24 protein-coding genes are annotated in these 21,560 nt (G+C 68.1%); 14 read left to right on the top strand and 10 right to left on the bottom strand.

What is annotated here, in order from left to right; all coding sequences use genetic code 11:
* The first annotated feature begins 30 nt into the window (after window positions 1–30).
* The 9 genes from AB0M35_RS26055 to AB0M35_RS26015 all read left to right on the top strand — a co-directional run bounded on the left by AB0M35_RS26055 (window position 31) and on the right by AB0M35_RS26015 (window position 8,471).
* Window positions 31–378: a hypothetical protein gene (locus tag AB0M35_RS26055; RefSeq protein WP_363748578.1), complete on the top strand. Its 348-nt coding sequence runs from the start codon at window positions 31–33 to the stop codon at window positions 376–378.
* Window positions 375–1,511 carry a cyclophane-forming radical SAM peptide maturase AmcB gene (gene amcB / locus AB0M35_RS26050; RefSeq protein ID WP_363748570.1) on the top strand — a complete coding sequence of 379 codons (1,137 nt, stop codon included), beginning with the start codon at window positions 375–377 and terminating at the stop codon, window positions 1,509–1,511. Before AB0M35_RS26055 ends, amcB begins: the two co-directional genes overlap by 4 nt.
* Window positions 1,508–1,690, top strand: a complete 183-nt coding sequence (gene amcA, locus AB0M35_RS26045) for a multiple cyclophane-containing RiPP AmcA (RefSeq protein ID WP_363748569.1) — start codon at window positions 1,508–1,510, stop codon at window positions 1,688–1,690. The genes amcB and amcA overlap by 4 nt, the downstream gene beginning before the upstream one ends.
* Window positions 1,691–1,751: 61 nt before the next feature.
* Window positions 1,752–2,414, top strand: coding sequence for a pentapeptide repeat-containing protein (locus AB0M35_RS26040; RefSeq protein ID WP_363748568.1), 663 nt, complete (start codon window positions 1,752–1,754; stop codon window positions 2,412–2,414).
* 215 nt (window positions 2,415–2,629) lie between these two features.
* A complete protein-coding gene (locus AB0M35_RS26035; RefSeq protein ID WP_363748566.1) occupies window positions 2,630–3,070 on the top strand; it encodes an NUDIX domain-containing protein in 441 nt (146 codons plus the stop codon).
* A gap of 560 nt (window positions 3,071–3,630) precedes the next feature.
* Window positions 3,631–4,980: a helix-turn-helix transcriptional regulator gene (locus AB0M35_RS26030; RefSeq protein ID WP_363748576.1), complete on the top strand. Its 1,350-nt coding sequence runs from the start codon at window positions 3,631–3,633 to the stop codon at window positions 4,978–4,980.
* Window positions 4,981–4,987: 7 nt separating this feature from the next.
* Window positions 4,988–5,872 carry a phosphotransferase gene (locus tag AB0M35_RS26025; protein WP_363748565.1) on the top strand — a complete coding sequence of 295 codons (885 nt, stop codon included), beginning with the start codon at window positions 4,988–4,990 and terminating at the stop codon, window positions 5,870–5,872.
* A 559-nt stretch (window positions 5,873–6,431) separates the two neighbouring features.
* Complete coding sequence (locus tag AB0M35_RS26020) at window positions 6,432–6,968, top strand: hypothetical protein (protein ID WP_363748564.1); 537 nt, start codon at window positions 6,432–6,434, stop codon at window positions 6,966–6,968.
* 384 nt (window positions 6,969–7,352) lie between these two features.
* Window positions 7,353–8,471, top strand: a complete 1,119-nt coding sequence (locus AB0M35_RS26015; RefSeq protein ID WP_363748563.1) for a hypothetical protein — start codon at window positions 7,353–7,355, stop codon at window positions 8,469–8,471.
* 321 nt (window positions 8,472–8,792) lie between these two features.
* On the opposite strand, the gene AB0M35_RS26010 is transcribed toward AB0M35_RS26015, so the two are convergent.
* The 4 genes from AB0M35_RS26010 to AB0M35_RS25995 form a co-directional block, all read right to left on the bottom strand.
* Window positions 8,793–9,968 (bottom strand): acetylhydrolase, encoded by a 1,176-nt coding sequence (locus AB0M35_RS26010; RefSeq protein ID WP_363748561.1) that lies wholly within the window; start codon window positions 9,966–9,968, stop codon window positions 8,793–8,795.
* Window positions 9,965–10,327 (bottom strand): transcriptional regulator, encoded by a 363-nt coding sequence (locus AB0M35_RS26005; RefSeq protein WP_363748560.1) that lies wholly within the window; start codon window positions 10,325–10,327, stop codon window positions 9,965–9,967. The genes AB0M35_RS26010 and AB0M35_RS26005 overlap by 4 nt, the downstream gene beginning before the upstream one ends.
* Complete coding sequence (locus tag AB0M35_RS26000) at window positions 10,324–11,043, bottom strand: hypothetical protein (protein ID WP_363748559.1); 720 nt, start codon at window positions 11,041–11,043, stop codon at window positions 10,324–10,326. The genes AB0M35_RS26005 and AB0M35_RS26000 overlap by 4 nt, the downstream gene beginning before the upstream one ends.
* Before the next feature lie 121 nt (window positions 11,044–11,164).
* Complete coding sequence (locus AB0M35_RS25995; protein ID WP_363748558.1) at window positions 11,165–11,317, bottom strand: hypothetical protein; 153 nt, start codon at window positions 11,315–11,317, stop codon at window positions 11,165–11,167.
* Between the two features lie 302 nt (window positions 11,318–11,619).
* On the opposite strand from AB0M35_RS25995, the gene AB0M35_RS25990 reads away from it, so the two are divergent.
* Both AB0M35_RS25990 and AB0M35_RS25985 read left to right on the top strand, forming a co-directional pair.
* Window positions 11,620–12,744 (top strand): hypothetical protein, encoded by a 1,125-nt coding sequence (locus AB0M35_RS25990; RefSeq protein ID WP_363748557.1) that lies wholly within the window; start codon window positions 11,620–11,622, stop codon window positions 12,742–12,744.
* Window positions 12,741–13,328 (top strand): flavoprotein, encoded by a 588-nt coding sequence (locus AB0M35_RS25985; RefSeq protein ID WP_363748555.1) that lies wholly within the window; start codon window positions 12,741–12,743, stop codon window positions 13,326–13,328. Before AB0M35_RS25990 ends, AB0M35_RS25985 begins: the two co-directional genes overlap by 4 nt.
* 712 nt (window positions 13,329–14,040) lie before the next feature.
* Here the strand turns inward: AB0M35_RS25985 and AB0M35_RS25980 are convergent.
* Both AB0M35_RS25980 and AB0M35_RS25975 read right to left on the bottom strand, forming a co-directional pair.
* Window positions 14,041–14,640: a hypothetical protein gene (locus AB0M35_RS25980; RefSeq protein WP_363748554.1), complete on the bottom strand. Its 600-nt coding sequence runs from the start codon at window positions 14,638–14,640 to the stop codon at window positions 14,041–14,043.
* 217 nt (window positions 14,641–14,857) lie between these two features.
* Window positions 14,858–15,376, bottom strand: coding sequence for an immunity 21 family protein (locus tag AB0M35_RS25975; RefSeq protein WP_363748553.1), 519 nt, complete (start codon window positions 15,374–15,376; stop codon window positions 14,858–14,860).
* Window positions 15,377–15,602: 226 nt separating this feature from the next.
* On the opposite strand from AB0M35_RS25975, the gene AB0M35_RS25970 reads away from it, so the two are divergent.
* From AB0M35_RS25970 to coaD, 3 genes are all read left to right on the top strand, one after another.
* Window positions 15,603–16,028, top strand: coding sequence for a hypothetical protein (locus tag AB0M35_RS25970; RefSeq protein WP_363748551.1), 426 nt, complete (start codon window positions 15,603–15,605; stop codon window positions 16,026–16,028).
* Between the two features lie 87 nt (window positions 16,029–16,115).
* The gene (locus AB0M35_RS25965; protein ID WP_363748549.1) at window positions 16,116–16,757 is read left to right on the top strand and encodes a hypothetical protein; all 642 of its coding nucleotides are present in this window, start codon (window positions 16,116–16,118) and stop codon (window positions 16,755–16,757) included.
* 383 nt (window positions 16,758–17,140) lie between these two features.
* The gene (gene coaD, locus AB0M35_RS25960) at window positions 17,141–17,578 is read left to right on the top strand and encodes a pantetheine-phosphate adenylyltransferase (protein ID WP_363748547.1); all 438 of its coding nucleotides are present in this window, start codon (window positions 17,141–17,143) and stop codon (window positions 17,576–17,578) included.
* 252 nt (window positions 17,579–17,830) lie between these two features.
* On the opposite strand, the gene AB0M35_RS25955 is transcribed toward coaD, so the two are convergent.
* The 4 genes from AB0M35_RS25955 to AB0M35_RS25940 form a co-directional block, all read right to left on the bottom strand.
* Window positions 17,831–18,502 carry a DNA alkylation repair protein gene (locus tag AB0M35_RS25955; protein WP_363748546.1) on the bottom strand — a complete coding sequence of 224 codons (672 nt, stop codon included), beginning with the start codon at window positions 18,500–18,502 and terminating at the stop codon, window positions 17,831–17,833.
* 481 nt (window positions 18,503–18,983) lie between these two features.
* Window positions 18,984–19,637: an SRPBCC family protein gene (locus AB0M35_RS25950; RefSeq protein ID WP_363748545.1), complete on the bottom strand. Its 654-nt coding sequence runs from the start codon at window positions 19,635–19,637 to the stop codon at window positions 18,984–18,986.
* Window positions 19,634–20,041, bottom strand: a complete 408-nt coding sequence (locus AB0M35_RS25945) for a metalloregulator ArsR/SmtB family transcription factor (protein WP_363748544.1) — start codon at window positions 20,039–20,041, stop codon at window positions 19,634–19,636. Before AB0M35_RS25945 ends, AB0M35_RS25950 begins: the two co-directional genes overlap by 4 nt.
* 347 nt (window positions 20,042–20,388) lie before the next feature.
* A complete protein-coding gene (locus AB0M35_RS25940) occupies window positions 20,389–21,156 on the bottom strand; it encodes a hypothetical protein (protein WP_363748543.1) in 768 nt (255 codons plus the stop codon).
* Window positions 21,157–21,560: the final 404 nt, after the last annotated feature.

Raw genomic sequence — 21,560 nt, 5'->3', positions numbered from 1 at the left:
CGCGCAGCCGGCCCGCGAGGGTGGTCGCCGGTGACTGGCCAGCAGCGCCGTCTCGCGGCGAGCCGGCTCGCGCCCGCCGAGGTGGACCATCTGCCGATGCGCCCGCTGTGGCCGTGCCACCGATGCGGGCAGCCGTGGCCCTGCGGTGCAGCGAAGCTCGCGTTCCTGGCCGAGTATCGAGAAGTGCCGGTGAGTCTGTTCCTCTACCTGGCCGGCTGCCTGCACGACGCGATCGACGACCTGCACCGGCTCAACCCGAGCGTCACGGGCAGCGCCGCCGACATGTTCGACCGGTTCCTCGGCTGGCCCGCCCGCCACACCCACGCCTACCGCGTCAGTACCACCACGGCCGTCAGCATCGAGGGGGCCACCTCGTGAACGGCATCGGCCTCATCAACGCCACCGGCCAGCCGGCGGTCGCCGGCAGCTTCCACACCCTGGTCGTGCAGCCAACGAGCTTCTGCAACCTCGACTGCACCTACTGCTACCTGCCCGACCGGAGATCCCGCCGCCTGATGAGCGGCGCGGTCGCGCAGGCCTGCGCCGAGTCGATCGCCCAGCAGAACAGCGGTCATCCGGTGAGTGTCGTGTGGCACGGGGGCGAGCCCACTGCCACACCCATCGGGCTGTTCCGGGATCTCTTGGCCCCGTTTGAGGAGCTGCGGCGCGCGGGCATGGTGCGTCACGAGATCCAGACGAACGCGACGCTGATCAACCGGGGGTGGTGTGAGCTGTTCACCGCTTACGGATTCGAGGTCGGGGTCAGCATCGACGGACCGGGCGCGTTGAACCGCAACCGCCTCGACCGTGCCGGCAAGCCGACCGATGCCCGCACCCTGCGCGGCATGCAGACCCTGGCCGACGCAGGGCTGCCGTACTCGGTGATCTGTGTGGTCACACCGGAAACCATCGACCACGCGGACGCCCTCGTCGACTTCTTCACCGGCCTGCCCGGCTGCGAGTCGGTGGGCTTCAACATCGAAGAGCAGGAGGGCGCCGACCGGGCACCGGTGTCGGAGGATGCCGCGTACCGATTCTGGCAGCACCTCATCGCACGTCGCGTCGGCGGCAACCCGCTGCGGATCCGCGACGTGGACCGGCTGGCCGACTACCTTGCCGCCACCCGCGCCGGACACGTCGACCACGCGCCGTACGAGCCGATTCCGACCGTCTCTTGGGACGGGCGGGTGGTGCTGCTGTCACCGGAGCTGCTCGGTATCACCGAGCCGCGATACGGCGACTTCATCGTCGGCAACGTCCTCCATAAACCCATCACCGACATGCTTGCCGCCGCCGGTGACCTGGACTATGTCGCCGAGTTCGTCACGGCCCTCAACGACTGCGCCGACCTCTGCGCCTTCTACGACTTCTGCCGTGGAGCCCAGGCCGGCAACCGCTACTTCGAGCACGCGACCTTCACCGCCCGAGAAACGACCTACTGCCGGACCACCCGACAGGCCCTCGTCCGCGCCGCCGCGGACCACCTCACCCCTCAAGGAGTAGCACCATGACCAACGCTCTCGCGGTCCTCGTCAACGCCGCACCTGAGCAACTCGCCCGCCTCGGCGTCGAGCCGCAGCGGTCGGTAGCGTCGATCGACGCGGCGAAGTTCGACAATCGCCCCGCCTGGGACAACCGAGGGAAGTTCGACAGCCGACCCGGCTGGGATAACTGGAACAAGAAGAAGTAGCCCGCACCACGAGACGCGCGGGGTGGCGTGCCCACCCCGCGCCCACACAGGTTGAGGACACATGCGCACCACCACGATCGGCGACGTGAAGGTCCTGCTGCCGGACCTCGAACCGGATGACCTCGACACCACCATGGACCTCGCCGACCGCCTCACCGAGGCCCTCGTCGAAGGCGCAGGGTGGCGCGGCTCGCACCTTGAGGACGTCAGCATCCGCAGCAGCCTGATCACCGGCGTAGACCTGAGCGAGAGCACCTGGGAAACCGGCAGCCTCTACGGCTGCGATATCACCCGCACCGACTTCTCCGGCGCGACCCTGACCGGCATCACCATCGAACGGTGCGCGGTCACCGGCTCCCGGTTCACTGGCACCAGGTTCACCGACGTACGCCTCAAGGACGTCCTGTTCGACGGCTGCCGCTTCGACTACGCCACCCTCCAACGGGTCACCGCCGCCGGTTCGGTCGCCTTCACCGACTGCACTCTCACCAACGGCGCGTGGTCTTCCTGCCGACTACCGCGCATCGCACTGCGATCATGCGATCTTGCCGGTCTGGAATTGGACTCCTGCCAGCTCGACGGGACCGACCTGCGGGGCAGCCGCCTCCACGGGCTCAAGACGCCGCTGGACAACCTGCGCGGCATCACCCTCGACGAAGACCAACTCCCTGACCTCACCCGGCTGGCCGTCGCCGCCCTCGACCTCACCGTACGCAACGACTGAAGCCGAGGTGGGATCGTGGTCGCTAAACCCACGGATAGCCCGGACACGATTCCTTTTCGCGTACACCCGGTGGTGGATGGTCGCTCGCCGGGTGCTCGGGAGCCGTTGGCCCGGACGTGCGTCGGTGGGACGGGGTGCGACGCTGGCGGTCAGACTCGAAGTTCAAACGGGTGCGCTGCCGCCAGTGCATCCCGTCGGCTGTCGGTAGGGGATGGTTGTGTCGGATCGTGCGTAGGTCGGTGCGAGCCATTCTTCTGGACGAGGACGATCGCCTCGTGCTGATCAAGCGAATCAAGCCCGGCCAGGCGCCGTACTGGACGACGCCGGGTGGTGGCGTGGAGTCGACGGATGTCTCCCTGGAGGCTGCGCTTCGCCGGGAGTTGCACGAGGAGCTCGGTGCCGAGGCCGACCGGTTTACCCAAGTGTTCCTGTTCACAGCCCCGGCTGGTGAGGGCGTTTCCGTGCAGCACTTCTTCGTTTGCCGGCTACTTGAGCTGCGGGAGGACGCTCGTACCGGGCCGGAGTTCGATGATCCGTCGCGTGGTGGCTACCTGCTGGACCGAGTGACGATCGACATGCTGTCTGCGGTGGATCTCAAGCCGGGAGGGCTGACGGAGTTCATCACCTCCAACAAGGAGGCCCTGCTCTCGGTGTAGGGGCAGCGTGGCGAGACCATCCTTGCCTGGGGTCGGCATCACCGCGCCGCCGCACAATCCCTACGCTGGCGGCATGAGGGCACCCGGTGCGGACCTACGCCACGCCGGGTGACCTCCCGGTCTCCTCGGCCTTGCTGCCTGAGCTGCCGCGGAGTGTTCGTGAGGGGCAGGTCGTCTATCTCAGCGGGCAGGATGAAACGGTCGCCGCTGTCGTGCCGGTCGAACCGCCCCGGATCTTGTAAAGACTGCCCTTCGTGTGGGGTACGGATCTCAGTACTTTGGGTCACGCCGCTGCTCGTGAATCCATCTTCGATGCGGAGAAGAAGCAGGGCTCGCGCGACGTCAGCCCTCCGGGGCGTCTGCCCGGTGCTGGCGAACCCGGTGAGGCGAGCGGCGTTGGGCAAGGCCCCCTTGCCGAGACATGGTGAGGCCCCATCGTGGGTGTTCCGGATGCTGCTGCATGCGCCGACTCTGGGGTGGTTTCCGGTGGGCTAGCCGCCATTGACTTGATGTAGCGACGCGGGTGCGCTGTGCTGGCAGTGATCGTCGTTCGATCGGGGGTGATCGTGGCCGCGCAGGTGGATCCCGAGTGGTGGAGCTCGGGACGTTGGAACGGCCGCCCGATCGGTGAGTTTCTGCGGCGGCGCGATGTCACTGCCGTCTTCCGCTTCCTGCACGCGCGAGGCATGTCGTACGGCAGGATCGCCGCTCTGGTCGGTGTCTCGCCCAACCGGGCTGCTGAGATAGCCAAGGGCGTTCGGCAGGTCACGGCCTACGAGGTGTTGGAACGGATCGCCGCTGGTCTGAACATTCCGCGTCTGGCTATGGGTCTCGGCCGAGACGAAGACGCTGATGTGTCTCATGACCCCGGTCCTCGGGTGGCGGAGGGTGGAGCGGACCGATCGCTTGCCAGTGTGGCGGTCAACAGCCTGGCGAGCCTTCGGCTGGGCATGGATGAGGCCCTGGCGTCGGCGAGTGTCGCTCCTCGGCAACTTGAGTTGATCGAAGAGTCCGCCAGCGAACACATGACGGTGTATCCCTCGGCGTCGCCCCAGGTCATGCTGTCGTTGTTGGCTGCCGACTGTCGGGAGGTTCAGGTGCTGTCGCTGCGGCGGCAGCCGGCGGCGGTCCAGGCCCGGCTGTCAGGGGTGGCGGCGGTGCTGGCGACGATGTGTGCCGATGCGTTGATGAGGCTCGGGGAGGTGGCCGAGGCTCGACGGTGGTACGGCACGGCGATCCACGCGGCGGACGACAGCGGGCAGGTTCGGCTTCGGGTACTGGTGCGGGCCCAAGCGGCGATGCTGCCGTACTACTTCGGGGACCCGACCCAGGCCGTGGCCCTGGCTGATGCGGCTCTGGCCGTCACATCGATCGCATCGTCGCCGGGCGCCCTGGCCGCCGCAGGGCGGGCGCGTGCCCTGGCCCGAATCGGTGCCATCGAGCAGGCACAGTCGGGCATCGACCAGGCGCGTCGGCTGTTCGATCAGGCTGGCGATGAGGACACCGACGTCGCCTTCAGGTTTCCGGCGAAGCGGCTGTTGTTCTACCTCTCCGGCGCGTACACCTGGCTCGGTGACACGGGTGAGGCGTACCGGGTTCAGGACGAGGCGTTGCGGCTCTACGGCGCTGCTCCGGCCGTACCGATCGATGCGGCGCTCATCGCCCTGGACCGGTCGATGTGCCTCGCGCAGGACCGGCGGGCGAGCGAAGCGGCGGTGACCGCGCGTGATGCGGTCGCGGACCTGCCCGAGACGCAGCGGACGGAGATCATCCTGAACAGGGCCACCGACGTGGTCACCGCGATCCCTGACAAGGGCCAGCGGGGCGAGGCCGCCATGTTGACCGACTATGTGCGGGCGTGCCGCGAGCGCGCCCGTAGGCTTGGGACCACAGCCGCACTTGGTCCCTAGGAGCTCCATGTTCGTCGAGGCGCGCACCCGGCCGGTGCTCGCCGAGGTATGCCGTCTCCTCGGCTACCCCGACGCGAACGCGATGCTGCTGCGACACCACACCAACGCCGTCTACGCAGTCGGTGACGTGGTCGTCAAGATCGCCCCCGGCGACCAGGACCTGGAGCAGGTGCGCGCGATGGTGGCCGTGGTCGGCTGGCTGGTGGCCCAAGACTTCCCCACGGTGGGCCTTCACCCAGGGCTGTCCCAGCCCGTCCTGGCTGGCGGGCACGCCGTCACGGTCTGGCAGCGTCTGGACCCGGCACACGACAACCCCATCACCGTCTCCGAACTCGGCACGCTTCTCCGAGATCTGCACGCCCTGCCGGCTCCGCCAGTGCCGCTGCCCGTGCTGCGACCGATCCACAGCATCGAGCGGTCCGTCGCCCGTTCGGAAATCCTGAACGACAAGGAACAGGATCTGCTGCTGGGCCGGCTCGAAACGCTGGCCACCGGCTGGGAAACGATGCGGTTTCCCCACGGTGCGAGCCTGATCCAGTCCGACCCGCAAGTCCGCAACGCACTGCGGCGCTTCGACGGCAGGCCCGTCCTTTCCGACTGGGACGGCGCCGCTTTCGGACCCCGGGAGTGGGACATCGCCACCATCGCTGTCCACTGCCGCCGCTTCGACCCGCCCGGCCCGGGAGCCTTCGCCGCCTTCACCGCCGCCTACGGCTGGGATGCCACAGCCTGGCCACAGTTCGAGGAACTGTGCCAGCTCCGTGAGCTGCAGATGATCGCGACCAACGCCCGAAAGTCCCGACCTGGGACCGAAGCGGCCGACGAAGTGCACCACCGGATCGCGGGCCTCGTTGACGACGGGGCGGACCTCCGCCGCTGGCACATCCTCTGAACCAGCTCCCGTACTGACGGACCGCCTGCTCGCTTCGCATCGACCCAGGCCAGACCCGGTGAGGCCCACCGCGGCCCACCACGCTGGGCCTACCCCCGGCCAATGCCATCAGCGATCGTGGACCTCAGGAACACGTCGGCGCACCGGCCCAGGACGTCCTGACCCCCATGTCGCGCCGGCGGGCCAGCGGAAATGTCACGCCAGGGAGAGTCAGATGGACGTGCCCCACGGCGGCAAGCCGGACTGCGACCCGACGCACCGGCAAAGCGCGGTGCCGGGCACTCCGTCGACCGCACGGATGACTCCCCGTTCACGTACCGCCAGCACGGCTGCGGGGGCGGGTGACCGGCGACCTACTCCCAGCCGCTGGCCTACGGCGGTGGGCTTGCCGATTCGGTCCGAAGGCCCACCGCACACATCCCTCGCTCCACTGCCAGCCAGCTGACGCCAGTAGACAGACCAGGAGACGGGATTCATTGTGGGTTATCGACCGGGGCCGAACAATCTGCTGCGCGTGGCGCGGTTGGCGCAGTGGTCTCCGTCGGGTTCGGGGCGGCCGATGTCGCGTCAGGAGTTGGCGGATGCGGTCAACGCGTACGCCTATCGGCGCTCGGGCCGTCGGGTCGCTGTCGACGCCCGCTATGTGGGCAAGTTGGAACGCGGTGAGCACCGGTGGCCCTATGAGCATTGCCGCACGGCGTTGCGGGAGGTTCTCGGTAAGAGCACCGACGCCGAACTCGGCTTCTTCATCATTCACGGACATGCCACAGACCCCGAGGTGGGCCCGGCACTGGAGATGCCCTCGGGCATGCCTGCGCCTGGATCCGAGGACAGGGTCGATGCGGTAGGGGTAGGGAGGGCGGTGGGGGATGCAGGCGGTGGGCTGGTCGTGCCTGGCGGTGCGGCGACGGTACGGGTAAGCCTGACCGTCGCTGCCGAGCAGGTCAGAGTGATCCGTGACCAGGGTCCGACCGGACGGGTCGCTGTCCTGGCGGGCCCCGTCGAAGTCCTCATCGAACCGTCCGATCCCGCCACCGTCGTCACACCTGATGCCGATCCGCTCGGGCACGACGCTCGACAGGCCCAGGTGCGCTGACCGCCGCTGCGGTTGGGTGTGGCCGCGCACGACCGGCGGTCAGATGCGGGGATCAACGACGATCAGGGTGACAAGAGCCGGTCCTACCATGCAGAGCATGGCGCCGGTGGCCACTGTCGTCGGTACCTTCGGCTGAGCTGCGGGGCAGCTGCGGGGTGTTCAGGGCCGTCGGGAGTCGAGCAACACGATCCTGCGAGCCCCGGCCATACGTCCGTAGCTGGCGTCGAGCAGTGCGCTGGCCTCATCCCCGCCGGTCAGGTAAGCACATCCTGGACGTCCGCGGCACCTTGCACCACGCGCCTCGCGGCAAGAGAGTGCACTCGCTCGACAGCGGTTGGCGCCAGCGTGACAAGAGGCCGCTCGTGGTGCGATCTTTGGCCGGTGATGGAGGATGCGCGGCGTGAGCTGGAGCGGATGCGGGGCTCCTCGGTCGTGTGGCGGGAGCTGCGCTATGAACGGGTCACGGGGGCCGATGGCTATGACTGCGACGGTCATGCGGCGCGGCGGGCGGCGGTGTTGTGGGCGTTGCAGTACGACCGGCGGGCAGAGGATCTCCCGCTGGTGCGGTGGTTGGCCGAGCAGGAGGCGTTGTGCCGACGCGAGGCGCCGTTCCAGGGACTGAGTGAAGAGACCGAGTTGGTCGGCTTCCTGCTCGCGGAGCATCGACGCGTGGAGGATGTGTGGCTGCACTGGGAGATAAAGCGGGCCAACTTCGACGCTTGGTGTGGCTACGACAGTGAGCACCTGTTTGCTGCCGGAGTGCAGGCCACCGTCGGTTTCGTGCGCGACAGCGCGCATGCCGACCGGAACGATGTGCTGGAGCGCCTACTGGACGAAGACGGCGGGCCGCACGTGTCCGAGGAGGACCTGGCGGAATGGGCGCAACGGGAGCGGTCACGTTTCCCGGCCGATCCGGCCGCCGAGGACCCGCTTCGGTGGGTGCAGCGGGCCAAACTGGTGGGAGACGGTGAACTAGCCCGCCGGTGGCTTGACCGCTGGGCAGCCGGTCGCCAGCGAGACAAGAGCACACTGAGTCAGCTTCGATACCAGTTAGCCGATTTGGGAGCTTTCGCTGAGGCGGCCAAGGCGCAGCGGGAAAGCATCGCGTTCGCCGACAATCCCTGGGACTCCGCTTCGGCGTGGCAGTCCCTGGCCCAGTTGGAACGTCAGGCCGGCGGCCACCGTGCCGCGTGGGAGGCGCTGCGTGCGTGTCGCCGAGCCCTGGATGGCGTGGCCGGCTGGACGGCGGTGGGCCTGGGTCGGATGTACGTCGAGGAGCTGTTTCTCTTGGCCGGCTCCGCAGACGCCGAGTTGGCCGATGTGGTGTTCACCGAGGCGGACAGGCAGGCACGCCACGTTCCCGGACTGCCCCTGGTGGTGTTACAGGCCGCCGCGGAAGCGGCCGGCAAGGTCGGTAACCAGGCCAGGGCGGAGCACTACCTGAAGCTCCGCGATGCTGAGCAACGGCGCATCGACGTCGAGATGAGCCGAGCCCGCTCCTGATACCGCGGCATCCCTCGCGCTGGCCCAGGAGCAATTTGCGCTCACCTCGATGGAGGCGATGCGGGCGCTGCAACGACGCCTGCCCGACATCGTCTACGGGGAACCATGATTGACGACACCCGTCACCATGGCAGCGGGTCCGGGAGGACAAAAGGGAACGACTACTGGCTCCAGCGCGACCGGCTCGCATCCCCAAGCCGGCTCTTCGGAGAAGTCACTTCCCGGACCCGCCGACACCCAGGATATAGCGTGCCTCCCGAATGCTGTCTTGACACAGAGGGGAGCCGGATGTGTGTACCCGATCAAGGCGTTCGAAGCGTGTTAGAAGATGAATTGCACTTCCGGGAAGGCCGGGTTCGGGCCTTCGAGCAGGTGCTGCCGCTGATGGCGTAGGTGCAGGTCGAAGAACGCGAGCGGGTACGCCTGCTGGATCCGCACCGCCCGGGCCGGGTCGAGGGTGCCGATCCAGCCGGCGAGGTCCTCGTCGCTCATCCCGATGATCCTCGCCAGTTGCGGGATCAGCCACTGGTTGTCGCAGTACGACGAGTGCGCCGCGCCGTCCGCCTGCACGTTGAGCCGCCATCCGTGCAGGTTCGACCAGAACTGCGCGATGCTCGGCTTGGCGGCCCGGGTGAACTCCGCGGTCATCAGCATGAACGGCCGGTCGATCTCAGCGACTGGTGGCACCGACTGCATCGGGCCGTCGAAGCCGAGCCCGGCCCGTACGCGCCGGTCCTGGTTCATGACGAGGGCGGTCGCGGTCGCGCCCTTCGACCAGCCGAACATGCCAATGCGACGCAGGTCAAACGCGGCGCCCAGGCTGGCCGGCAGCGGACGCCCCCCGACGTCGGGGTTGCGGCCGGCGGCCAGGTCCTCGATACAGTCGAGGACGAACCGGATGTCGCGGGCGTGGTCCCATGGCGTGAACGACAGATCCTCGGGGACGGTGAGCCGGCCGTCGGGGAAAACGCTGAACGCGTCGTACGTGTGATCCACTGTGACCACGACGTAGCCGTGACTGGCGAGTTCCTGGACCACGATGGTGGCCTCGGCACGGTGACCGTCGTTGCCGTGGGAGAACACGATCACGGGCAGCCGTGCGGGTGCCCGGAGCGCCGCAGCGCCCTCGTGGCCGGCCGTGCGGGGCGCCGCCGCGGCACCAGCGTCGAACCCGGCGGACACGAGCAGCGCACGCAGCGGCGCGGCGGGCATCCACGGCACCACCGGATGACGCCGGACGTTTCCGACGGCGGGATACCAGACGCTGGCCATCAGCTCGCGATGATGCCCGGCGCCGGCGACCGGATCCGGGCGGGATCCGTCGACGAGGTGCAGCGACACGGTGCCGACACGGTGCGGCCCGGTGGGTGGGGGCAGCGTGATCCGTGTCGGGCCGGGCGGGGCCGGCGCCGCCCGGCTGCGGTCGCCGAGCGGCACGGCGACGCCGGTCGCGAGCGCGGCTGCGAGCAGGCGCCGACGGGTCAGTGCGCTGGTCATCGGCCCTCCGCGGTGTCGGTGGTCTCAACCCGCGCAATGAGCAGCTTCAGCCGCCCGATCTCGTCGGCGAGCGCAGTGCTGCCGGCAGCGGTGAGCGTGATCCAGGTACGGCCGCGTCGGCCCTCGTACCCCTTCTCGATCTCGATCAGACCGGCCTCTTCGAGCACGCTGAGGTGCTTGGAGAGGTTGCCGCCGGTCAGTTCCAGCTGGGTGCGCAGGTAGCCGAACTCGACCCGGCGGGCCTCGTGCGCGATGGTGAGGATGCCCAGCCGGACCCGCTGGTGCACCACGTCGTCCAGGCCGTTGACCGGGTGGGCGGACGGTGCGCACGGGTCCAGGGCCCCGCTCGCGGCGGTCATCGGTGCCGCCGGCGGGCCACCGCGAAGCCGACCGCGCCCAGCAGCAGCACGGCGCCGTTGACGATCTGCGGCGGCAGGAACTCTCCCAGAATTCCCGCGTACCCCCAGTCGGGGTGCCAGAAGACGTTGATCGGCACCAGCACCACCGCCAGATACCCGAGGGTGAACACCAGCAGCGAGACGTGGCGCTCCAACCAGGCCAGCACCAGCAGCGCGACCCCGATCGCGCCCGCCGGTGCGACCAGACGGTCCAGCAGCATCAACCAGGAAGGGAGCGGTTGGGTGGGCGCCGGGCCGGCCAGGTACAGGCGCGCCAGCAGCCACAAAACGGTGAACAGGACGGTCAGCGCGACGCCGGTGATCACGTACGGAAGCACCCGGACGCCCAGCCCCCGCGACCGGGCGACCCGCACGGCGTAAACGGCGATCGCCGTGTACGCCAGCAGCAGCGCCAGCGGCCAATAGAACATCGCGCCCGCACGCCGGACGTGGCACCCGGAGCCGTCGTTCACGTCCGTGACCCACGCGCTTGCGGATCCACAGTCGGCTCGGAGGGAGTACCAGTCGATCGGGATCGCCACGAACGTCACCGCGGCCAACACCAGCAGCGCAACCCAGGTCACCCGCTGGTCAAAACGCACCCGGCGGGCGAGGGCGCGCACCTCCGACAGCAGCTGGCGGGGATCGCTGCTGGCGGGTAGCGAATCAGCAGTCATGCCAATAGGTTTCCAGAACAAACCTGTTTCCGATAGTGTCAACTTCAGCGGTTACCGTAGCCGGCAACCGCGACGGTACGTAGCGAGCGGCCCGCGGCAGATCTGACTGTCCGCGGGCGGCTCACTTGCGTCGAGCGACGTCGGCCATGCGACCCGACTCGATACCCAACGAACGACGCCAGCTCATGGGCGGCGCGAGCCAGTACGGCGACATCACCTGGATCTGCTTGACCGCGAGCATGTTCGCCACGACGCTGGTGCCAGCGAATGGCATGGTGCGCAGACTGCTATAGCTTGGGCATGCCGAGCGCACGTGTGCTCCTGCACGAATGCAGTCCTGGTCTGTTCGGGGAAGGTGGCAGTGCCTCGTCATCCGGAGACGTCGATCACGCCCAACACCCTCCTTGCCGGCAGACGCGCGCAGCTTCCATCGCCGCGGCGGCCTGGACAGTGCCTGTCCCGAGCTGAACTGTCCTCAACGCCGCCACCGATGCCGAACTCGACCTCTACAACCCACGACGAACACCTTTCATCGGCCTCGTTGTGGATGACCAAGCTCCCCGCTCGAACAGGTCGATGAGAGCCGGAGATGGCGCGTCCGGGACAGGCCTCGACACCAACAGCCTTACCGCCGCGGACTCAATCCGGCCGACAGTCGACCTTCACCCGACCGAAAACCAGCACGAGCCGGAGCCGCCGCATGCCGATCAGGGGCTCGACGCCGTGGGAACTCCCAGCGACTGGCGTGCGTGGCTGCGCGAGGCTGTCCTCGGCCACGAGCAGCGTCACATCGTCCTGTCGGTCCATCAGCTGGAAGGCATGCTTCGCCATGGCAACCTCGCCTACCAGAGCGCCCAGTACAGCGACCTGCGCCAATTACCCAGGCTGATCGGCGGGGCCGAGTCGCTGTTCGCGGAGCAGTCTCAAACCGGGGACGTGACGAGGAAGGCCCGAGCTGTCAGCGGTGTGTACCTGCTGGCCTCGAAGCTCGCCGCCAAACTCGGCGACGGAGAACTGGCCTGGACAACCGCCGACCGGTCCCGCTGCTTCGCCCTCATTGCCAACGACCCGGCGCTGACAGCCATTGGCGCCTACCAGACTGCATGCGCGCTCGCCAAACAGGGACGTCCCACCGCAGCCGAAGAGGTGGCAGTAACCGCCGCTGACACCGTCGCACGTCACAAGCTGCATCGCACACCCGCCTACCTCTCGGCCTACGGGGCGCTTCTGCTGCACGCCGCAGTGGCGGCAGCACGTGGCACCACCCCCCGCAACGCGTGGGCGTACCTGAAAGCCGCCGAATCCGCCGCCGATCGACTCGGCCGCAACAGCAACGAGTTGTGGACAGCCTTCGGCCCGACCAACGTCCAGCTACACCGAATCTCCGTCGCGGTCGCACTCCAGGACAACCAGCGTGCGATCCGTACCGCCGATCAGCTTGATACCTCACCGCTGCCAAGGGCGCTGACCAGCCGACGCGCCCAGGTACACCTCGACCTTGCCGCAGCACACAGCGCCACCCGCGACTCAGACCCACAGGCGATGCTCCAGCTTCTCGAGTACGAGCGCCTCGCCCCCGAGGCGATCAGGCTCAACGCCACGGCCACAGGCCTCATCACGAAACTGCTCCGGCGGGAACGCCCTCGCCACACCCCTGGCCTGCGAGCTCTTGCCGGCCGAGCAGGAGTACCGGACTCATGACCGAAGCCGACCCGGTCGCCCTCCTCGTCGTGTGCGCCGCGCCGCCGGCCGCCAAGGTAACCGAACTGGCCGAACGACTCCGCGCGACCGGCTGGGACGTCCATGCCGCGATGACCGAGGCGGCGACGGCCTGGATGGACCCGGCGTCGCTAGCGCAGGCCACGGGTCACCCCGTCAAGACCGAGCCCCGCGGCCCGCAGCAACCGAAATCATTGCCGCGAGCCGACGCGGTCGTGGTCGCACCCGCCACCTTCAACACCATCAACCAATGGGCCGCCGGCATCAACAACACCGCCGCATTGGGCATCCTCAACGAAGCCCTGGGAGCCGGCACGCCGATCATCGTGTCCCCGTACGCCAAAGCCGTCCTCGCCGCCCACCCCGCCTTCCACCGCAACATCGACCTGCTCGCCCACGCCGGTGTTCGTTTCACCGCCACCGACGCTCTCCGGCCGACGACGCCAGACGGGCCGTTCAACTGGGACAGCGTCTGCAGCATCCTGCACGACATCAGACACGCGACCAGCCACAGGGACAGCACCCTGCTTGACGGCCCCGGCGGCCGCGGGGCAGGGGAGGGGTAGCTGACTGCTGCCGCGCATCGCGCACTGGGCAGCGGCGGAGCCGTGTCCCCACCGTTGGGCCCAGTCCTGACGGAGGGTGAAGCTGGGCCTGTGCCCGAACTTGTGATCGTCACGAGGCTGACTGCGGCCGGCAAGAACACCGTTGCGGACCGACTCACTCACCTGCTGACCGAACATGCCGACAGCGGCGGGGTCTGCCACGCCGATGATGTGGCGGCGATGGGAGGTCCGCCGGTGCGGACAGAGCCGTGCTGTGGTTCGCGGTTCACGAAGCGCACAGCACGCGCGTGACCAGTGGAGGCGCGCCACCGTCGACCGCATGATCGCGATCGGACCGTTCTGAGCAGCTGAGGAACAGGCGGCACTCACCGGGCTACTCCCGGGCAGCACGACTCCACTGTGGGTCGTCTCGACGACTCAGGTGTCGGTCGTGCTTGCCTATGGGCGAGCCGACCCAGGACGAGCCCTGTCCGAGAAATCCGCGTTCCGCTGCTCCGCTCACCCACGCGTCCGCACCTCCCGGCCGACGCGATATTCGATTCGCAGCACTGGTCCCGGACCAGATCGCGGTCACCATCGTTATGAAGCGCAAAGCCAATGACCGCTTCCGTTGCCGTCGGGTGGCGGGTGCTCTGCGGCATGTCCGGGTACGCGGTCGTGGGTTGATTCCGTGGCGCTCGCGCCAGGTCGCCGATGGGTCTGCGGCTGCCCGTTAGCCGTCATGCTTGACCAGGTCAGCGAGGTGTGCGCAGGGCTGCTCGACCTCACGGTGCCAGGCGCTGCCGATCACGGCGACGGGGTGGCTGACCTCCCTGACTCTCCCGTCGGCGGTCTCTACCGTGAACCGGGTTGATAACGGCTCGCTGCCGAACGGGATCGAGCAGTCGATGCGCACCTCGACCTCGATCCAGGCGGTGCCGCCGGGACGCAGCAGCCGAGACTGCCCGGTACCTCGGACCCGGATACCCAGCAGCTGACCGGACGTCGCACGGACAGTGATCGGCGCGGGCCCAGCATTGATCACCGCCAGTTGTCCTGCCATCTGGTAGACGCCCCTGGCGTCCCCACCCCCGTTACCGCCGGATGCAACAAAGGCCACGAGTGAGATCGAAGAGTTCCGCTCCCGTTCCTCCCGCGAGTCCCGCAACTGGCCGACCGCTACACCGCCGAGCACCATGCCGACCACAAAGGCAGCGACGAGCCGTACACCCGTCTTTCGTCTGCCTGTAACGCGGTCAGGCGCCGGCCCGCCCGAGGACACTGACTGGTGATCGTGGTCGCCTAGATCAATGATTTTGCGCTCCGCCGACATGACATCAGCCTAGAGAACACGCTCGACAGCCATGATCGTTCTACACCCGCAGACTCGGATGCCTGAGCATCGTCGGGTTCGGCAGACGGACGGGGAACGAGCCCAGACGATCGAAGGACCGATATACCGAAAGTAACGGTCACCGACACGGTGCAACGCACGGTCGGCGGCAGATTCGGACGTCCTGATCAAGCCTGGCCTGCCCCCGGCTGTGCGTTCATGGCACGGGTTGAAGCTGAACGAGGATCATCCAGTTGTCACCATCGGAGCGGTGCGTCGCCCGGACCCGGTATTCGCTCGGGCGTAGATCGATCACGAGGTGGTTGTCGGGCTCCAACGCCGCTCCGGGCCACGCCGAATCGAACATCACGACTGGTCCGTCCGCCACCCAGCGGACATCCTCATCCCCGTCCCAATTCACGGCATCACGTACCGCTCGTCGCGCAGCGCTCACGAGGTCGTCTTCCTCGTTCGCCGCTGCCCACCGCAGGAACAGCCGTTCCGAGGATAGGTACGTCGTCATCGCCGGCTCGTCACCCAGCACAAGCGCCTGCCGCTGACCGATCGCGACTACGCCGACGTAACCGTCGACCGCGCACGCCCGGCCGTAGTCGCCCCAGCTCTCCACGGAACCATCCGTGGTATCCGCACCGGTCCACAGCGATAGTGCCGATCGCGGAGCGACGAGCAACGGTCCGCCAGCCAACGAAACCCAGCTGTACTGCAACGGCTCCACCTCCCGCAGCGATCTTGCCAGGCCACGGCGATACACGCGTGCCCGCCAAGACGCACGTCGTCATGGCCGGAGAGCTGATCGCCCAGATCGACGGTCACCGGATTGCCGCCCGGCTGTGCACCCATCGGCACACGCCTGGACGCCATCCAGGCACGCTCGCCGCAACGCTGCGCACGCAAAGGCGGCAGATCCGGAAGGCGGCGCCGGCGACGCGAGGGGCCTCGAGGTGAAGGACAATGCGCCGATGGACGATTACCGGCGCTGCCGCCTTACCGTCAGCGACGGCGAGCTGGAGCTTGCCGGTCCGCCGGCTGCCCTCCGCGCCCTCGGCCGACTGCTACGCGAACATGCTGAGCCCTTTGACGTGGCGATCACCGGCGGGGTCGTCAGTCAAGAGGCGACCGCCGGCCCGCTGCTTGTCAGTCTGCAAGGCGAGACCGCGCTACGTTTCTCCGGCGGTCGCGAGTATCTCGACATCATCGGGAACGCGCTCGATGGTGTGGCTGAGCAAGCCGAGACCGCCGAAGACCGGACAGTCCACCAGCATCAGCACATCGAGTACTTTCCTGGGGATGACTACCGGTCGCCGGACTCAGCTCCATTGATCATCGTGGCCGACTGGCCGGACGCGCAGAAGCGGATAGCGCACTGATCCTGGCAGGAGCGGACGCCGGCGGGGCCCGGTCAACGGATATGGACGCCTCAGGGTCGCGGCCGAGGCTGATTAGACTGCTCAGTTGTGCGCTCGGCTGAGGTCCTCGAACAGCTCGACGCCGCTGCCGAGGAGTTCCTGTTTCCGGACCTCGGCCACGGCTACTACTACGCCGTCGATGCTCGGCTCCATGGGTACCGGGACGCTGGGCAGTGGGCCCTCATCGTCGAGACGGTCGGCTACTCGCCCCGGGCCGGCAACCTCATCGACGTGCTCCATGTGTTCGGCGACTGCCTGACCAGCGGTGAACCTGGCTATGGAAACGGTGACTTTCACGAACGAGTAGACAACTGGAACCAGATAGAGGACCCCGACGAGCCCGAAACCTACCGTGGAGGGCCGGTGGTGGTTCGCGGCCAGACGATCGCTGTTGCTGCCGAGCCGGGCGAGGATCTGGTCAACGTCCTGCGTCAGCTTGTTCCGCGTCATCGCGAGTTGCTCCTGGCCGATGAGGGGGAGTTGCGGCGCCGGATCCCGGTCGACCTGCCCGAGGTTCTGCGGCTCGACCAGTGGAACCACCCCGACCTGGTGAGTGGGCTACGCCCCAGCGAGTCTGAGACCTTCCACCAGATCGCCGATGTCCTGGCGACCGGCGATCTCAGCCGATACGCGCCCAGCTTGCCGCCCAACACGCACTGGTCGAAGTGGCCGGAGTCGGGGAGCCTGTAGCCGGGCCGCCCACCTTTCAGCGGACGAGTGAAGGCCGTGCACCGGCCGAACCAGCATCCCTCGGCGCGGCTGGAGTGCTTCCCGGTGCGTTCGAGTCAGCGTGGCTCGGACATCCGCTCATCGGTACGTTCGGGTGTGGGGTCCGGGATCTCCGTCATGCTCCGTAGCGCCCTATCTGCGGCTACATCAGGGCATCGAGTGGGCGCTTGGGCCGGTCACCGACGGTAGCCGACTTGGAAGTCGCGCGCACCATCGGCGGCGATCAGGATGTCGGCGGTGGTAGGCGGCGACGGCAAGGCCCAAAGTGGGGCCGGCACCTGTACGGCTGGGATGATCGTGGTCATGCGGTTGGAGTCGCGGTGACGGCTACGTCGAGGCGTGGAGTGGCGCCTGTCCACGATTCGTTGGCGGTCTATCCCGGTACGTTCGATCCGTTCACCCCGGGGCACCGCGACCTGGTGGCCCGCGCTCGGGTGATGTTCGATCGGATCATCGTGTTGCTGGCGGTGAACGCCGACAAGCGGCCAACCGCCGAGGCCACGACCAGGGCCTCACTCGTACGCGACACCCTGCCAGCAGCCTGGGGCAACGTCGAGGTGGACACTTGGACCGGCCTGACCACTGCCTACTGTCTGCGCCGCGGCGCCACGGTCATCGTCCGCGGCCTACGTACGGCCGCAGACCTCCGCCACGAGTACCAGCTCGCTGTGATGAACGAGCAACTCGGCATCCAGACCGTCTGGATGCCGACCCGTCCGCAGCTGGCCGCCACCTCGTCCACAATCGCACGCGCGTACCGCGCGGCACAGTCGGCCCATTGAGCAGTGACCCAGGGGTATCTCAACGGTGGCAGCGGACCTCAAGGTTGGATGCACTCTTGTCGGCAGTCCCGCATCCGCTCGGGCATGGCCGAGCCGCCGACGGCAGGCGGTCACACCGGTAGCGACCGGATCGCGGCAGAATCGAACGTTTGCATGGATAGGCCTGCGTGAGCGCTGCGCTTCGCGTCGATAGCCAGCTTCTGTCGAACGTGCTGCCCGAGGGGCAGCGGAGGAGCGTGGGCAGGAGGTTTCCTACCTGTCGTGCTGTCGGCGCACCATCTCGGTAATCCAGATGGGCGCGAACGGAGACGTGCAGTTCGGCGGAGTCGGGTAGTCCTTGAGTACCTCCAGGCGCTCGCCGATGTCGATCGCACGGGCACGTTGTTCGGCGTGCTCGATTCCGATCTGAGCCAGGCAGTGGTTCATCGCCCACTGCAGGCGATCCGGGGCGTCTTTCATCTTCGTCTCGATGACATCGAGCAGTCCTGCGAGGTCGAGGCCCTCGGGTTTCTTCGTCACGCGTTCGGTGGTCAGCGCCCAGCCGGCACTCGCGATCACCGGATCCGGATCGGCGGACCAGGCCAGACGCAGCTCTTCGGAGTGCGGGTTCTTCTTCACCACATAGTTCACGAACCAGTCGTGCACCTTGGGTGTGCGCGCCTCGCGCAACATGACGTCCAACTCGTCACGCTCGAACGCCTTCGGGCGGCAGATCAGGATCGCCAGCAGTCTCGCCGCGGTGTCATCCGTCTCCCAGAGCTGGCACGCGAGTGCCTGCTGCGTTTTCAGCCGCTTCGCGAGCTCGCGCAGCTTGCCGAGGTGCACACCGTGGTCGTCCCCGTGTCTCTCGTTCACCTCGCGTGTCTTCGGGTCCTCGATCGCGGTCAGTTCGGCCATCACCTCGGCCACTGTCGTCTCAGTCATGTCAGCCTCCTGTCCATCATGCGGGGTCACTCGCGCAGCGGGTGCCATCCGCTGGTCGTCCGCGTCCGTCGGGGTTCGCGGTGGGTCGGGCGCGGACGGCTCAGTCGGTGTGCCCGGTGGGACGCCGTCGGCGGGGTCGGCGGAGAAGACGGCCGCGCCCAGCATCGCGACACCGAACACCGGTCATCCATGGTCCCCAGGCGCCGCCCGGCCGCACCGGCGGGCCAAGGGTCCGGTGCCGCCCGATCACACGCGCCACGATCAGCGGACCGCTGACCATGAGGTTGGCGATCTGGATTCATCCTTGGTCGCCGGTGCTCAGCATGCTGGCCGGGTGCCGGCTGCTGTCGAATCCGTCCCTGGTGAGTATCTGCAGGACGACCACGACGATGTAGAGCGGTCCGGCGACGCAGCAGCCTCGTCTCCCGGGCGGCGGCGTTGGGCGCCCTGCCGGCGGCGGTGGTGGTGACCTCGTGGGTCATCAGCGGTCGCCTCTGGTGTCGGGGGCGTAGTGCTGTACCGCGAAGGCGATGGCCACGGCGATGTCGTCGTCGCTGGTTCCCCAGGCGGCCTGGATGGCGGGAGCCCAGGCCTGGCAGCTGCGGATGGCGAACTCCTTCGCTTCGGGCGTGTCCTCCCACGTGGCCGGGTCAACGCTCACGCCGTGCAGGAAGAGGTCGAGGCCGAGCAGCGCGAGGTCCCAGCCGCCGCCGATTCCGATCGTTCCACCGGGACCGTAGGTGCGCACCAACTCGTCGACGATCTCGGCGGGTGAGGCGTGTTCCAGCTCGAAGACGGTGCGGCCGTCGTCGCCGGGTGCCAGGCGCACCTCGACCTCGGTCGACATGCCCTCGCCGAGGACCCAGGTCACCTTGAGCAGGCGGGGTTCCTCGCAGCGCAGGATCTCGCCGCCGGCGTTGTCCTTGAGCTGGAACGTGCCGCCGACCCGCAGGTCGCCCTCGATCGGGCCCAGCCAGCGGCTGAGCCGCTCCGGTTCGGTGCAGGCGCTCCACACGTCCTCGATCGGGGCGTCGTAGACCCGCTGCAGCAGCAGCGATCGCCCTGCGCCGGCGGCAACCGCCTGGTTGCCGATCTCCCGGTGGGTGGCGTTGACCTGGTTGATGATGTCGATCACGTCGATTCCTCGCTATCTGACTCGGCTGCCTGACGACGTTCCGGTGTCTCGCCAGCGATTCCAGGGTTGTCGCGCGGGTCGCGGCGTTGGCGCTTGCCACGGGCGAGTTCGGTGGCCAACGCGTCCAGGCGCTGGCTCCAGAACTGCCGGAAGCGTCCGAGCCAGATGTCGACCTCCTGCAGCGGCGCTGCCTCCACGGCGTAGAGGCGGCGCGTACCGTCCGGGCGGACGGTGACGAAACCCGATTCCCTCAGCACTCGCAGGTGTTGCGACACCGCAGGTGCTGAGATGCCGAACTCTGCCCGGACCACCTCGCTGACGGCCCCGGCGGCCTGTTCGCCGTCGGCGAGCAGCTCCAGTATTCGGCGCCTGACCGGGTCGCCGAGGACATCGAACGCGTGCACGCGGGGAACTATCCCAGCCCATACTTAATTAAGTCAAGGCTGAATTATGCGGTGGTGCTGTCCTGATCCGCCGTACACCATGCGTTCGGCTGACGAGGCAGCCAACTGGTCGAAGCGGACGGCTTCAGGTCGTCGCAGCCCCCGCTGGTCCAGCGGCCGCTTCCGAGCCGACCTCGGCTCCAGACCGCCCGCTTCAGGTGACCGCGCTGGTCGACGGCGTGGCCAGTCGGGCGTGGCCTGCGGTTACCATGCCGTCCCGGGCGTCCTGACCACGGACATGCCCGACATGTGGCAGACCAGGACGCCCAACTCGGCGCTGCCTTGTCGTTCCGTCTTGGCCAGAGGGCTCAGGTGCTGGCGTGTGTGGCCGGTATTTCCGGTGGCTGGGGGGTCGGCTCGTCGTCTGGGTGTGGAGGCGGCTGGAACGCGATGTCGGTCACGTCGGCGATCAGTTCGGTGAAGTCGGTGCCGTACGCGGCTGGCTCGATGATGCGCAGCACCAACGCGAACGGTTGGGTGGCACCGAACGTCCGGGCGAGGTCGGGGTGGTGTTTGGTCAGGTAGCGGGCGCCGGCGAGGTTGCTGCCCGCGCTCAGGCCGCCGATGAAGAACACCGGGCGCCCGCCGGCCGGCCCCCAGAACCGGGCGAGCAGGACGTAGCTGGTCTCTGGGCTGAAGACGTACTCGGTGCCGCCGACGGTGAACGACATCCGGCGCTTCTCCTCGTCGAAGACCTCGTACGTCACACCACGGAGGATCGCGCGTACGTGCGTGGCGCTGCGCGGGCTCGCGCCGCCAGGGCCGCCGACACAGAACTCGGTCAGCCGGCCGATCTCCCCGGTCGGCTGGTTCTCGCCGACCCGGTCCGCGTGCGCGCCGCATTCCCGGGCGATGGTCGCCAGCTCCACCAACGCGGCGACGTCGCGGCGGTGGACGCTGAACTCGCGCGGCGATGACGCGTGCCGGGATACCACCAGCAGACAACTCGCCCCGGCGGTGAGCCCGAAGAAGGCGCGTGCCCGGTTCAGCTTGCGCCGTCGCAGCAGGAACCCCGTGAGCCAGACGGCCGTGCCGGCGATGACGCTTGCCAGCAGGTTGATGAGAAGATCGCCCATGCCTCGATGATGTCCGACCCTGTCAGGCCCCGGGGGTTTTGGTGGGGCAGCGCGCCCAGGAGGGGTCGCGGTCCGAGCCAGCTTCGAATCCTGTCAGCCATAGAAGGGCCAGGTCGGGCCCGGCCTGGTAGGCCGCCTCCAGCCTGGGTGGGAGGTGCCGTACGCCGACGGCGCCGGCCACGCCCATGGGGATCTCGACCACCGTTGCCGCCCGCACGGCCATGGCACGCTCGAGGGCTGGTACCGGCGGACGTCCTGCAGCCAACGCACGTACCGCTCGATATCCACCCGCACCGCAGCCAGCGGGTCCAGGTCATGGTCGGCGCACCAGCGGAGAAGATGAACCCCGCAGCCCACCACGGCGGGCGCCGTGCGCTTGACCCGCTGGCGCACCTGCCGCACGA

The sequence above is a fragment of the Micromonospora sp. NPDC051196 genome, assembly GCF_040682415.1.
Lineage (GTDB): Bacteria > Actinomycetota > Actinomycetes > Mycobacteriales > Micromonosporaceae > Micromonospora.
The sequence above is the reverse complement of the archived record's forward strand: the minus strand, read 5'-3'. Positions and strand labels throughout refer to the sequence as shown.